The 15167-nt window shown below is 31.8% G+C and carries 12 protein-coding genes, 1 pseudogene and 1 other annotated feature; of the genes and pseudogenes, 11 read left to right on the forward strand and 2 right to left on the reverse strand.

Annotated elements, in window-relative coordinates; all coding sequences use genetic code 11:
• Positions 1-771 precede the first annotated feature (771 nt).
• The gene (locus AC0ONG_RS11740; protein ID WP_000210489.1) at positions 772-1242 is read left to right on the forward strand and encodes an NUDIX hydrolase; all 471 of its coding nucleotides are present in this window, start codon (positions 772-774) and stop codon (positions 1240-1242) included.
• A gap of 538 nt (positions 1243-1780) precedes the next feature.
• On the opposite strand, the pseudogene AC0ONG_RS11745 reads toward AC0ONG_RS11740, so the two are convergent.
• Positions 1781-2345 (reverse strand): annotated as a pseudogene (locus AC0ONG_RS11745) (hypothetical protein).
• Positions 2346-2855: 510 nt separating this feature from the next.
• Positions 2856-3737 (reverse strand): protein kinase domain-containing protein, encoded by an 882-nt coding sequence (locus AC0ONG_RS11750; RefSeq protein WP_000654529.1) that lies wholly within the window; start codon positions 3735-3737, stop codon positions 2856-2858.
• A 128-nt stretch (positions 3738-3865) separates the two neighbouring features.
• Here AC0ONG_RS11750 and AC0ONG_RS11755 point away from each other — a divergent pair, with 128 nt between their 5' ends.
• The 10 genes from AC0ONG_RS11755 to AC0ONG_RS11800 all read left to right on the forward strand — a co-directional run bounded on the left by AC0ONG_RS11755 (position 3866) and on the right by AC0ONG_RS11800 (position 14874).
• Positions 3866-4369 carry a GrpB family protein gene (locus AC0ONG_RS11755; RefSeq protein ID WP_000372681.1) on the forward strand — a complete coding sequence of 168 codons (504 nt, stop codon included), beginning with the start codon at positions 3866-3868 and terminating at the stop codon, positions 4367-4369.
• A 175-nt stretch (positions 4370-4544) separates the two neighbouring features.
• Complete coding sequence (locus AC0ONG_RS11760) at positions 4545-5534, forward strand: zinc-binding dehydrogenase (protein ID WP_000644526.1); 990 nt, start codon at positions 4545-4547, stop codon at positions 5532-5534.
• Positions 5535-5780: 246 nt separating this feature from the next.
• On the forward strand, positions 5781-6380 hold the full coding sequence (locus AC0ONG_RS11765; protein ID WP_001110130.1) for an undecaprenyl-diphosphatase: 600 nt from the start codon (positions 5781-5783) through the stop codon (positions 6378-6380).
• A 289-nt stretch (positions 6381-6669) separates the two neighbouring features.
• Positions 6670-8808 (forward strand): penicillin-binding protein, encoded by a 2139-nt coding sequence (locus tag AC0ONG_RS11770; protein WP_016098581.1) that lies wholly within the window; start codon positions 6670-6672, stop codon positions 8806-8808.
• A 176-nt stretch (positions 8809-8984) separates the two neighbouring features.
• Positions 8985-9243 (forward strand) — a binding site (T-box leader).
• A gap of 65 nt (positions 9244-9308) precedes the next feature.
• Entirely contained in the window at positions 9309-10541 is a 1233-nt protein-coding gene (locus AC0ONG_RS11775) for an MFS transporter (protein WP_074790164.1), read from the forward strand.
• 212 nt (positions 10542-10753) lie between these two features.
• Positions 10754-11779 (forward strand): serine hydrolase domain-containing protein, encoded by a 1026-nt coding sequence (locus AC0ONG_RS11780; protein ID WP_000598055.1) that lies wholly within the window; start codon positions 10754-10756, stop codon positions 11777-11779.
• Between the two features lie 224 nt (positions 11780-12003).
• Positions 12004-12636, forward strand: coding sequence for a VanZ family protein (locus AC0ONG_RS11785; RefSeq protein WP_000281840.1), 633 nt, complete (start codon positions 12004-12006; stop codon positions 12634-12636).
• 190 nt (positions 12637-12826) lie between these two features.
• Positions 12827-13282: a DUF1453 family protein gene (locus AC0ONG_RS11790; RefSeq protein WP_000353715.1), complete on the forward strand. Its 456-nt coding sequence runs from the start codon at positions 12827-12829 to the stop codon at positions 13280-13282.
• A gap of 79 nt (positions 13283-13361) precedes the next feature.
• Entirely contained in the window at positions 13362-13868 is a 507-nt protein-coding gene (locus tag AC0ONG_RS11795; RefSeq protein WP_000639423.1) for a DUF3189 family protein, read from the forward strand.
• Positions 13869-14067: 199 nt separating this feature from the next.
• Positions 14068-14874 carry a DegV family protein gene (locus tag AC0ONG_RS11800; protein WP_016077593.1) on the forward strand — a complete coding sequence of 269 codons (807 nt, stop codon included), beginning with the start codon at positions 14068-14070 and terminating at the stop codon, positions 14872-14874.
• The last annotated feature ends 293 nt before the right edge of the window (positions 14875-15167 follow it).

The raw sequence follows: 15167 nt of genomic DNA on the forward strand, positions 1-15167 counted from the left end.
GGGCCTGATGTGAGAGAAAAGGCCTTTTCAAAAATTGCATATGAGGAAAATCAATGTCAATAGTTTAATACCAATAAATAAGAATTAATTCCAGGTATTAAGTATTGAGAAATAAAAAATATTTAACGCAACAAATTGGTTAACTTTATGAGCTAACCAATTGTTACACAAAAGAAAATTAGGCCCTCTAATTAATAGATGTGTAACTTAAAGTTACAGTTATAGTGTAAGCGAGATTGAAAATGTTATACGAAAGTAATTCTGTTAAAAAGTTTCATTTTGTCATAAATAAAAGAGCAGTTAGCCCAGCCTAACTGCTCGATACAGAGGTAATAATCTAGCTACATAGATATTATATGCTGAGTTATTGATTTTATTTGTGTAAAAAACAAAAGAGCAGCTAACAAAACCTAGCCGCTCTAAACAGTGATGTGTCTCTAGATGTAGTTGTAGTATAAACAGAATGCTGAGTTTTATTCATGGGGAGATAGAAATGAGCTTGAAAATAGAATATAGTCCGGCTAGAAAACTAGAGGACACCAATTTTTAGAGCCGCGATAAAATTGTTTTAAGAAAGGGTGTTCTCTTTATTTTGAAAGGGGATTCGGGAAATGAAGGTATTAGAATAGAAATGTTTAAAAAACGCATAGATTGATAAAAAGTAAAGGGCGAATTCCTTATGAGAATAAGGAATATTATCATTTTTGTTACCATTTTCTTCTATCCTTATATAATTGATTTGTATTTTATATATAAATTAGGAGGGAATTTATGACTACAAATAAGGACTACATTCGTTATATCCGGGGAAAAGTAGGGCATGATTTAATATTTCTTAATTTTGCTGGAGGTATTGTTTATAACGAACGAAATGAAATTCTTTTACAAAAACGGGGAGATAGAAATGAGTGGGGTCTACCAGGTGGTGCTATGGAACTTGGAGAATCTCTTGAAGAAACCGCTAAACGAGAAATATTTGAGGAGACAGGATTAAATGTTGAGGTTGAACATCTTATAGGTGTCTACTCTAAATATTCTGGTGAGTTTCCGAACGGAGATAAAGCTCAGACTATCACTCATTGTTTTCAATGTAAGCCAATTGGCGGAGAACTTACTGTAGATGGTATTGAGACTTTGGATTTAAAATACTTCCCAATAGACCAAATACCAAAATTATTCACAAAACTACACGAAGATGCCTTAGAAGATTGGCTTTCCAAAAGAAAAGGTGTATTTAGATAAAACACTTTCAAATTAATTATCCATAATCTTTAACTAACGGGCGCTTTAATTGTGTAAGAAAATAAAAACTTTTAACTTCCGCTAAAGATAATTATGTTAATGATTTAGTGATGGCAGTCCTGTTAAGGACAAGAAGAGGAACGTATAAAAATAGAATTGTAGAAATAGAAAGAGTGGATTCCATGTGAGAGAATAGGGATCCACTTTTTTTCTTGCAACTGATAAAGAGACACTATATCTGACTTACATAAATATCCTAGTTGTTCAAATTTGTCCTTGCTAATGGTACCATTAGAGTCATGGAGGGATATTATGTTTACTTTTAGATAATGCTTTAAGTTAAGTCTTTACAATTAAGCCCATTAAACGAAAGCCTTTAAATATAGAGCGTACAACTTTCATGAAGATGCGCCCTAAAAGAAATATTAAGTATGTATTATTTCTTTTCTTTAACTTCGTATTTAGCTTCAATAAAATTTAATAGTTTACCTTTTTGATCATCATTTTCTTATATTTCCTTATCGTGTTGTATAATTGATTACGAGTTACTCTTTCTATTTTGATGTTCCTCTACTTTCTTATCATATACCTTAGAGAAATCATCCTTGTTTTCTTTAGCTAATTGGTAAACTGCTTCTTTCCACTGTTCTCTATCCATGCCTAACAGGTGGGGAGAACTATTCGCAATAACTACACTAACTTCTTTTACATCTTTACCTTTAGCTTCTAATATTGGTTTTGTACCTTTTCTTGCATCCTCTACCCCTTCTAAGATGAGTTTATGCGTGTCTTTATACTTATCAGGTACTTTTACGTTCTCCATTCGATCTAAAGCTTCATCCAAAATACTTGCCGTTTTGAATACCTCTTTATACTTTTCATCACCTTTTAGTGCATAACCTAAACCTATTATTATGTCATCCTTATTAAAGTTAAAATCTAGTAATTGTTCATACATGTAACTTGGATACTGTTCCTCAGATATTGTAGTTTTCAACATTGCTTTACTAGTTTCTTCAGTCTTAGGAGTAGAATCTTTATCTCCTAGCCCACAACCGTAATAGAACTGGCATTGTCAACGCTATGAGTTTCGTTGCTTTCATTATGTATTCCCCTTTTAGAAAGTATTGTAATTAATTAACATATTGTACCATAACGTAAATTATGAATATTAGATATACAAATTCCCTATCTTTACCGTGAAATGCATTTATTGTAATAATGAAGAATATGATACACATGCTTGGAATTGAAAAAATTTATAGCTCGTGAAATAAACATATACAAAGAAAAAGACATATTTATATTGTCCTCACCCTTACCGTCCATTTTGTCTAAAATATGGGTAGTCAAACCCACACATTAATACACAATTGGAAACATAATCAGTATATTAAGAAAAAATGTGTGAATTATTTAAACAAAAAAGTGTTAGCAAGTTTGCAAACGAACTTGCTAACACTTATACAGAATAGACATAACTTATTGCCGATATGTCGCCTTTGAAAATAGCTTTAATCAGTTACATCACACTTTATACGAAATACTCATAAAAACAGTCTTAATATACATGATAACAGTATAAACTCTATATTTCTTTTAATAATTTAAGGTTATATCCTTTCTGCATTCGCCGCGTTTAACCACGAATCATAGAATTCTGTAACTGATGCATACCGTTCTGCCCGATTTTCATTTACAGCACGATACGCTACCTCATATAATTCCTTACTTGCTTCCCATTTTATAAAGGAACGATCTTTTTCACCGCCTAGAAGTGAGAAAGCCATTGCTCCCATATTAAATACATTTGTTCTTTCATCAATTATAGCGTTTAGTTCAAATTCCTCTGGTGACATAAAACGGGAGGAACCCCATAGCCGGCCCATTTTATTTATGTAAGGTTTCTTACTGTATAAATCTATATCACAAATTTTTGTTTCGTTTGTATTAAAATTATATAAAATACTACCGTCATAAAAATCTATCGCTACATAGTTTTTCTTTTCTACATAAGTATGGAAAGAAAAAATGGAATGTAAGGAATGAATTCGTTTTATAGCAGACAAATGTCTAAATTTATAAAATGGAGAGTTTGGATTTTTATATTTCTCAGGAGGTGGGAAACGCCAATGCGAATGAAGACATTCACCATCAAACCAATCGAAAATTAATACATATCCAGATTGAACTGGAAAATGATCGATTAATCTTATAAGCGAGTCATGCTTTAAATCTTCATAGATAGTAACTGAATTTTTTAGCCTTTCAATAGCATCCCTTGTTGTTCCTTCATATGCAATTGTTTGTGCTCCTGCGTATTTAATAAATTTCTTATGACCATCTTTTTCTATACCAAAACTTATATTACCTGAATCTTGCTGGTCAAAAACTGCAAATACGGTCCCTAATTTAATAAGCCAATCAAAATTATGATATTCTTTCAATTGGAATGTTACGTTATTTAACTGAATTTCCACGGAATTATCTTTCATAGATTACCTCACATTTAATATAATTAAGTTGTACATTCCACTATTTCGACATATTTTATGGAAATCCTATGCTAATAATATAAAATTTTATAAATATAATGATAAACACTTATAAAGAGGTGAATATAATGGACCAACAAATTGTTATTAAAGCATATCAAAAAGACTGGGTTGAAGAGTATATAAAAGAAAAAGAGAAATTCTGTTCCTTGTTAGGACAAGAAATAATTGCTGTTGAACATATAGGAAGCACTGCAGTAAAAGGATTAGGAGCTAAACCTCTTATTGATATGATGATTGGCGTAACGGACTTGCAAATTACTGAAAACTGGATAGAAATTCTATCTGAAATTGGATATGAGTTTGTTCCAAAAGAAGCTACGAATTGGCGCTTTTTTAGAAAGGGAAAATGGAGAGCAGGTACTCATCATTTGCATGTTTATATTTATAATAGCGAAGAATGGAGAAACAATATTTTATTTCGGGACTTTCTAATAAGCCATGAATGGGCACGTGAAGAATATAGAGAATTAAAAGAGATGCTTGCTATTACATATACTTTTGATCGTGTGTCGTATACAAAGGCAAAAGCGCCGTTTATTCGAAAAATATTAGAATTAGCTAGAACTTAATAAATTTATAGATTCTTATCTAACTAGTTTTGAAACCTCTTCCTATACTTTTTATAGGGAGGGGATTTTTTGTTTTTTTCATGACAAAATATATAAGTTCTAATTATTGGAGGCAAACTATTTTATTTATTTTGATATTTCGAGTACATTGGAAATATTAAGGGGGAATTAAGCAATGAAAGCTATTGTACATCAATATAAAAAAGGATTAGAGGGATTAGAATATAAATTTTCACCTGAGATAAGTCCTAATGCAGGTGAAGTAAAAGTAAAGTTAAAAGCTGCAGGATTAAATCATAGGGATTTATTTATTATAAATAATAGAAAAGAAATGGATCTATCATTAGTAATAGGGTCAGATGGATCAGGAGTTGTTACAGAAATAGGAGAAGGAGTTTCAAATATTAAACTACATACAGAAGTTATTATTAATCCTAGTATTGGATGGGAACATGCTACTGAAGTACCGGAGTTACCGGAAGTGCTAGGTGGACCGAAAGATGGAACGTTTGCTGAATATGTAATTGTACCAGCTGAAAATGTAGTAGAAAAGCCTTCATATCTTACTTGGGAAGAATCAGGTGTTTTATCTTTATCCGCACTAACTGCATATAGAGCGCTTTTTACAAAAGGTAGACTGAAGTGCGGCGAACACGTTTTAATTCCGGGAATAGGCGGTGGTGTTGCTACATTTGCCATGTTATTCGCGAAAGCAATTGGCGCAAAAGTGAGTGTTACTTCTAGGGTAGAGAATAAAAGGGAACTTGCTGAGAAATATGGTGCAGATATTTCTTTTCATAGTGCTGGAAATTGGGAAGAGAGCTTACAAGGTGAAAAAGTAGATTTAATAATAGATAGTATAGGTCCGGCAACTTTTTTGAAATATTTTGATGTATTAAAACCAAATGGAAGAATCGTGAATTTTGGTGCAAGCTCAGGAGATAAAATTGAATTACCATTACGCGCGCTATTTTACAATCAAATTGATATTATGGGAACATCCATGGGTAGCGGTGAGGAATTTAATGAGATGATAAAATTTATAGAAAAACATCAAATTAAACCAATTATTGATAAAGTTTACTCGTTAGAAGAAGCAATTCGAGCACTAAGCCGTATGGAACATGGAGAACAATTCGGAAATATTGTACTTCAAATGAATTAAAAAATATGATTTTGCAATTAGTATATTTAAATGAATATTTTATGTATCCCAAACATGAAAAAATACGAACCGCCTTATTATAAAGGCTTACCAGCTTTATACATAAATTGCGTATAAAATTTGTTTTATAATTGTCATATGAATAATAGTAAAATGAGAATTAGATGAAAAAAGTTTAAGCCTATTTTCATAATGGTATTGTATACTGTGTAAATCAAGAACACTTGTATGTAAGGAGAGAGTTTAATGAATTACACAGTATTTCAGTGGTTTAATAATTTTGCTGATTCATCCAAACTATTAGATACGTTAATGGTTGCTATTACAAATAGCGCTGCATACGTAGCCATTTTATTTATGCTTATCTTATGGTTTAATAATGGAAAGAAAGATAAGGCAATTAGAAAACAATATACAGTTTTATATACGACGCTTTCGGTTATTTTTGCATTATTAGTAAATGTTCTTATACACGCAGTATATTACCATCCGCGTCCGTTCGTATCACATGATGTACATCAATTAGTACCACATGCAGCAGATTCATCATTCGTTAGCGATCATTCTGTACTTGTATTTTCAATCGTCTTCGTATTTATTCTTAGAGGAGAAAAACTGAAATATATCGCGCTATTATGGGCAGTATTAGTCGGTATATCACGTATGTACGTAGGTGTTCATTATCCTTTAGATATACTTGGTGCAGCATTCTTAACACTTATTATGAGCGCATTAGTAATGCAAAGTGCACGTATGTTTGAACCAATAGCGAAACTTGTATTCAAAATGTATGCATTAGTAGCGAGACGAATTCCTTTCTTAGCGAAATATAACCATATCGCATAATTGTATTATAAAAAAGTTCCCCTTTGGACATCCAGAGGGGAACTTTTTTATAGGAAATACGAAAAGAGTTTAGAGTGCTCTGTAATCAAGTTGTACTAATTAATATTTTGAAATTTCACGCACCGAATTTAAATTATATAAAATAATGACACAAAATAACAACAGTTAGTTTTGCATTGTTTTAAAGGAATTAAAAAGAAAACTTCGAAACATATAGTATCGCAAACAAAAATTACAAATTTAAAAACGTATCTTCGTACGAATCCATTCCAAAAGAGAGGAGATAAGTATGCAAAAACTCCAAACGAATAAAGGCGCTCGATATATGATGATTGCTTTTATTGTTTTGTTTCTTATTATGATTTTGCGTATATTCTATATTCAGGCAGTAGGAGTCGTGCATAATGTGAATGTAAAGGATCTAGCGAATGAACAACATAATAAAAAAGGTGTTTTAGAAGCGAATCGTGGTACTATCTATGACCAAACCGGGAAGGTGTTAGTACAAGATTCTACAACGTATCGAGTTGTTGTGAATTTAAAAGGAAAAGATAAAGTGAAAAATAAAGATGAAACCGCACAACAATTAGCCGATGCGCTTGAAATTGATAAAGAAGAAGTATTGAAAAACTTGCATGAAGGGCGTACACAAGTTGAAATTGGAAAAATTGGTCGGAACTTATCTAGGGAAACGAAGGAAAAAATTAATAATTTAAAAATACCAGGTGTATCTTTTATGACGGAAAAAGCAAGAGTGTATCCGAATGAAGACTTTGCATCCTATATACTTGGTTTTGCTAGACCAGATGATAAAGGGAATACAGAAGGAAAGTTTGGGCTTGAAAAGAGTTTGGATAAATATTTGCGCTCTACAAACGGGAATATAGAATATGTGGGTACACGAAGGGGGATTCCGCTTACGAATGATATAGGTAAAGTAGAACCTGCTAAAAATGGGAATAACGTATATTTAACCCTTGATAAACAAATTAATAGCTTTTTAGAAGAAGCGATGAACAAAGCACAAGAGCATTATGATCCTTCTATGTTAATTGGAATTATTGCTGATCCAAAAACAGGAAAGGTTTTAGCAATGTCTAGTAAACCTAGTTACAATCCTAATGTAGGTGATATCGAATACTTTTTAAATGATCCGATTGCAAATGCATATGAACCAGGTTCAACAATGAAAGTTTTTACGTTAGCAGCTGCCATTAATGAAGGTGTATATAACGGAAAAGAATATTTTCAATCTGGAAAATATTCCGTGGGTTCATCTGATATAAAAGATCATAATGGTGGATTTGGATGGGGATCAATTACGTTTGATGAAGGTTTTGAAAGGTCATCAAACGTAGCTTTCTCTATTTTAGAAGATCAGTTACTGAAACCAAATAAATTTAAGCAATATATGAATAAATTTGGATTCAATCAAAAAACAGGAATAGATTTACCTGGTGAAAGTAAAAATACTTTATTATTAAATACGCAAATTCAACAAGTTACAACTTCTTTCGGCCAAGGTTCTACAGTAACTCCTATTCAATTAATCCAAGCGGCTACTGCAATAGCAAATGACGGGAAAATGATGCAACCATATATCGTTGATAAAATTGTAAATCCAACAAACAAAGAAGTTATTATGGAAAATCAAACGAAAGAAATTGGGAATCCGATAAAAAAAGAAACAGCGGACAAGGTTAGAAGCTTAATGGAGCGTGTTATAACATCTTCAAAAGGAACTGGTACAATGTATAAAGTGGATGGTTATCCAATTGGAGGTAAGACAGGAACAGCACAAATTCCGAATCCTGAAAACGGCCGATATATGGAAGGGAAAGAGAATTACATTTTTTCCTTTTTAGGAATGGCTCCAATTGATGATCCGGAGTTAATCGTATACTTAGCTATTAAGCAGCCAAAGTTAAAAGGAGATGAGTATGGAGCTCAGCCTCTTGCTGAAATATTTAAACCTGTTATAAAAAACAGCCTTGAATATTTAAAAGTGAAACCGTATACAGAAAAACAAATAGCTGATGCAGCGAAACAATCTCAATTAAAAGTGCAAAATTATGTAAATAAATCGATGGATACAATAGAGAAAAGTGTAGAAAAAGAGAAGCTACAGCCGGTAATTTTAGGAGAAGGAAAAATAATAAAACAATACCCACAGTCTGGCGAGGTAATAAGTGAAGGAGATCGTATATTTTTATTAGGAAATAACGCACATATGCCAAATGTAAAAGGTTGGTCCATGCGTGATGTTATGTATTTCTCTAAGCTTTTGAAATTAGATTTGAAAACTTCTGGTACGGGTTATGTAACGAGCCAAAGTATTGAAAAAGGACAAGGTTTACAAGAAGGAGATACACTAGAAATAGAATTAGAACCGCCGTTACAACCGTTAACAGAGGCGAATACGAATTAATTCAGGTATTTGGAAGGAGCTATATGAAAATGGCTCTTTCTTTAGAGTTATAAGTAATTTCACGCACCGTAATTTTTAGAAAAAATAATAAATAAGCGAATTAATAATAATACGTTATTAAATATCTGATTATTTTTTATTTACAGTTAAAATCATTTGTGATAATATGGAAAAAATCAAATGCAGTGAAGAGAATAGTAAATAAAATGAATTTTTCACAGAGAGCTCCATTTAGCTGAAAAGGAGTAAAAATTCTTTATTGAATCAAGCCTCTGAGCAGTACACCGGAACCTGTTATGAAGGGGGTGGTGTGACGGGAGCTCCCGTTATAGAGCTATGGTATAAGCATGAATGAGAATGCAGTACCTGATAAGGTTAGTATGGTGACATATTAACAAACTAGGGTGGCACCGCGATGATAATCTCGTCCCTAAGATTAAAAGTCTTGGGGGTGGGATTTTTTTATTGTTGTAAAACAATTTGGAAAGCGGGGGCCAAAAATGAAAAACTTACTTAAAGATTGGAAATATCCTTTATTACTATTGTCCGGAGTTGGTATTGCGAATTTAGGGGCATGGATTTACTTAATAGCACTGAATGTACTTGTCTATAATATGGGTGGCTCAGCCTTAGCTGTTGTTACTTTATATGTAATAAAACCATTAGCCACTTTATTTACAAACGCTTGGTCTGGGAGTATGATTGATCGTTTAAATAAACGGAAGTTAATGATTCACCTCGATATATATCGTGCGTTATTTATCGCTATTTTACCTTTACTTCCGTCACTTTGGATTGTTTATGTATTCGTATTCTTTATAAGTATGGCCAGTGCAATTTATGAGTCAACTGCTATGACGTATATGACGAAATTAATTCCAGTAGAGCGAAGACAACGTTTCAACTCACTACGTAGTTTAATAGGATCTGGTGCATCACTAATTGGACCAGCAGTAGCGGGGGGATTATTAATTGCGGGTACACCAGAATTCGCTATATATATGAATGCTATAGCATTTCTCTTATCAGGATTAATTACATTACTTTTACCCAACCTTGATAAGAAAAAAGATTCGGATACAACTAGCAATACATTATCCCTTACAGTATTAAAAAAAGATTGGAGCACTGTTATAAATTTTAGTAGAAAACATGTGTATGTCGTATATGTGTATTTCTTATTTCAAAGTATGTTCGTATTAGCAACTGCTACTGATTCACTTGAACTATCGTTTGCGAAAGAGGTATTACTACTAACAGATAGTGAATACGGTTTTCTAGTTAGTATAGCTGGTGCAGGCTATATATTAGGTGCCATAACAAATACAATTTTGTCAAAGAAATTAGCACCTTCATTTCTAATTGGAATAGGATCATTATTCATCGCAATTGGTTATTTAATTTATGCCTTTTCAAATGTATTTTTAATAGCTGCTATTGGATTCTTTATTTTATCTTTTTCGATGGCATATGCAAATACAGGATTTTATACATTTTACCAAAATAACATCCCTGTTCATATGATGGGACGGATCGGGAGTATATATGGGCTTATTATTGCGTTAGTAACAATTTTTATTACAATATTATCTGGTGTTGCGACTCAGTTCATTTCTATACAACTTGTAGTTATTGTAGGGTCATTAATAATGTTATTTATCACTATCGTATTGTGTGTGTTTACTTTATTCCCATTGCAATCTAAGTTGTATTCTACTGAATCAATAAAGTGAAACTTTAATCAGTGGGGGTTTTGTTCATCCCCCGCTTAACTTCCACTGAATTTTGAGGTGGGGGTCTTACTGTCCGTTAATGCGGGATAAATTCGAAATAAACTTTGTGTTCTCATTAACAATTTATCGTATTCAATAAGAGGGTTCTTTCCCCTTTATATGGAAAAATTAATAAGGGGAAAGAACAATTTGGAAAGATAAGGGTGGTTGTCGTGATAAAAACAAAAGATGAGATTAATAAAATTGTAAAAGAAATACAAAAGGAAATAGATTTCTCTGGAGTAGTTTTAGTAAAAAAAGAAAAAAACCTAGTCTATGAAAAAGCATTGGGTTACGCAAACCAAAGTGAATGTATAAGCAATACGATACAAACAAGATTCGGCATTGCCTCAGGATGTAAAATTTTCACTGCAATTGGCATCTGTCAACTTGTTGAAAAAGGTGTTATTTCTTTTCATACAAAATTAAAAGATTGTCTAGAGATAAAATTTCCAAACTTTGATGAAGATATTACAATACATCAACTACTAACGCATAGCGCTGGTATACCAGATTATTTTGATGAAAGTATTATGGATAACTTCGAAGATCTTTGGAAACAAACACCTATGTATCTATTAAAGAGCTTAAAAGATTTTTTACCATTATTCCAAAACAGTAATATGATGTTTACACCTGGAAGTAAGTTTCACTACAACAATGCAGGTTTTATCATACTCGGATTAATAATAGAAGAACAGACGGGATTTAAATTTACGGAGTATATAGAAAAGAACATATTTAATCCAATTGGTATGAATGATTCTGGCTATTTTTCTTTAGATAGATTACCAAGACATACAGCACTAGGATATATAAAGGATGAAACTAACCAAAATTGGAGAACAAACGCCTACTCTATACCAATAAAAGGAGGAGCTGATGGAGGTGCATATGTTACTGCACCAGACATGCTGAAATTTTGGGCGGCACTATTTAATAATGAAATTTTAGGAAAGGAATATACAAAGTTACTTTTAACTCCCCACATTCAAGTAAATGATAAACAGTCTTACGGCTATGGAATATGGATTGAAACACGAGAAAACAAGGTATTCAAATATCATATAATGGGATATGATCCAGGCGTCAGTTTTCGCTCGTCTATATATCCAGAATTAGGAATCACTTTAGTTATTCCATCGAATAAAGGGGCAGGACCCGAAAAATTAATGACAGAAATAGAAAGAGCTTTTTAATTATATGGATATTAAAGAAGAGATACAAAAATAATTTAAACGGGTTCATGATAGTTTCTATTTTGAAAAATATTTTAGTTAACGAGAAACCCTTTATTTAGTAAATAAAGGGTTTTATAATTTCATAAAAATATATACAATTATATAGATTTTGGAATTCGAAAACATTACTATATAGTTGTAAATTTTAATTATTCATTCATATGAAAGGGCGTGTTAGCAATTTGTATATGATCAACGGTAGTTTGTTTATTATTTTAGGGGTTATTTGTTATTTAATTGTACGTGGAATATTAATTGGTACCAAAAATAAAAAACATGTGATTTGGTGGAAAGAAATAATAAGTTTTTTATTCGTGGTCTACATTTGTATGGTTGTTGCAGTAACTTTATTCCCTTTACCAATTGGTTTTCCTTCTAATGTTGAAAATCTGAATCGCTCGGTCAATATAATACCATTTGCATCAATTATTAAAGACATCAATCAAATTGGTAGTGCTTATGATGGGGATGCCCTGTTTATGATTGGTCTAATTGTAAGAAATGTAGGCGGGAATATTTTATTATTAATGCCTTTAGGATTTTCAGCACCAATCTTATGGGATAAATATACGAAATTCAAAAATAATATTTTATTAGGATTTGCTATATCAGTTAGTATTGAATTGCTACAATTAATTGAGTCTTTATTTAGTGGAGTGGGACGTATTACTGATATTGATGATGTGATCTGTAATGTTATAGGTTCTATTGTTGGATATTGTATTTATAATATCTTTTTAAAAGCTATTAATAAATTTAACATTCGATTGTTGGGTAAAACTAATTCTAAAGGTGTGGAATTAGTTGATAAATAGGAGTTTAAACGAGTTATTAAAAGCGTACGAGTAAAAAGTACGTCTTTTTATTTTTATAAATAATGCTTAAGGCTGATGAGAACTCACATTTTCCATCTTACACTTGAAAGTAGCTATTGTATTTCAATTATGGAATGAAAAGAGGAGAATATAATCTTTAAAGATAAACAAGTTTATAGGAGGATTCTAAATGGATATTTTACTTGTTGTTCTTATTATTGTTTTGATGCAAAGTAAAGAACGAAAAGTGAAAATAAACCGTATTTGGCTCATTCCGGCTTTGTTGTGCTTTGTAACAGTTCAGTCCATTATTCGTATGGGACAAATAACTTTGCTGCAAGGACTACTGTTTTTTGTAATGCTTGGAATTGGCTTAGGTATTGGAATTATACGGGGGAAAGCTTTAACATTTCGATTAGATAGTGAAACGGGTCATGTACTACGGAAAGGAAATTGGGTAAGTACAATAATTCTTCTTGTTATTTTAGGAGCAAAAATTATTATTAAACAAAGTATGTTTTCTGGTAGCACGCACCAGACACTAATGGTTGTAACAAATGCCTTTTTATGTATTACATTAGGCACCGTAATTAGTAGACGTTATTATATTTGGAAAAAATATAATGAATTAACACAAAAAGCGTAAATACATGCATCCCTTGTTTAACATTGTTGCGAACGGTAATACTAAATAACATTGAACTTTTACAACAAGGGATGATAATATGATATACATTTACACAGACTTCGGCGGTACACATACAACATCACTAGCTGCAGCATATCATTTAAATAAATTACCAACGGATCGTAAGTTAACAAAAGAAGAAATTTTGAATGTAGATTACTTTAATAAATTGAAAACAGAAGATATGGGAAAAATTATTTTTCATGGAATAGACGAAAACGGTCATCCTGTATATACGATTGGATGTGGCGCATCAAAAGTTGTTGTACCAGCGATGAAGCATTTAGGAGAAATCTTGCAAAAACATTATCAAAGTCATGAAAAAATTATTTTTTCTAATACATCACCAACCGTACCTTTACCAATGACTTTTGGTGGTCTGTTTTCTAGAAGGTTCCATATCGATTTTATTGGCGTACCGTTACTCGTATGGGGAGCAAAAATTTGCTGTGATAATATACAAAGGCTTGTTAGTTATACAAAAGAGGCAGGAAGATTAACGAATGATTATGTTGTAATTTTAGATAATGAAACTTTTAAATAGTATATGAATAAGAAGAAAATCGAGCAAATTCCTTGATTTTCTTTTTATTTGTGGAATAGACAAGAAATAGTCACATTTAATATACATCTACTATAGCCAAAATAATAAAGTCCTGTTACTATTACAGGGATATTCTCTTTTTATAACATAAATATATAGAAAAATTAGAAAAGAGGAATTGAATTAAGGGAGGAACAACATGAAGCGTGTTGCTTGGATTACTGATAGTACAACTGCGAATTTTAAAACAGAAGGAGATAACTTTGTTATCCCAATCGAAGTTATTATTGATGGAATTTCGTACAAAGATTGTGAAGAAGGTGTACGTGAACGGGTTTATAATGCGTTAAACGAAGGTAAAACAGTCACTACTTCACAACCTAATATTGGGGAAATGGTAGAGTTGTTTACAAAATGCAAAGAAGAATATGAAGAAGGATTTGCAGTTGCTATTAGCGGAAAAGTAAGTGGAACCTATCAAAATATGAAGTTAGCTGCAGAAATGGCAGGTTTTCCATTAACTGTATTAGACAGTGAAACAACAAGTTATCCAATGGATGAATTAATTAGAAAAGCGAAATCGTTATACAATGATGGTATGACTTTACAAGATATACACAAAACATTAGTAGATGAAAAAAGAAGACCTTTTCATGTATTCCCAAAGAGTTTAAAAGGTTTATATGCGAGTGGTCGTGTAAAGGGTATTCAATTTTTACTTGGAAGTTTATTAAGTGTGAACTTAATACTAGAAGTAAAAGGTGGAGAGCTTTTACTTGAAAAGAAAGTTCGTAAAATCCAAAAATGTCGAGAATATATTAAAAATGAACTTGAAAAAGAATTACCAAAAGTACTTCATATGTTCCATGCTAACGATAAAGCTGGAGCGGAAGAATGGATTGCAGATATTAAACAAGCATTCCCCGAAATAGATTTCAAATTATATCCATTACCAATTTCATTTGCGGTTCATGCAGGTGAGGGAACAATAGCAATTAGTTATTAAAGTAAAACCCGTGAATCATTCACGGGTTTTTTCAGAGTGTTGGGAAAGACCTTATATACTATAAGGTCTTTTGTACCTCTTAAAATGACTTGAATAGCGTTTATTTGAGGTCATTAGGTAGTTAGAGTAGTTAGAGATTGATGACTATCTTTAACGAAAAAAGTTGAAGTCATATTTTTAAATGCTAATAAATCAGAATATTCTAACTTTTATTTCTGCAGTTACAATCTATTTACATATAAGATTATTAGGATTATATTGACAATGAAAGAGAAAACAATAGATGGAAGGGG

It is taken from the genome of Bacillus sp. TCT6, assembly GCF_056033845.1.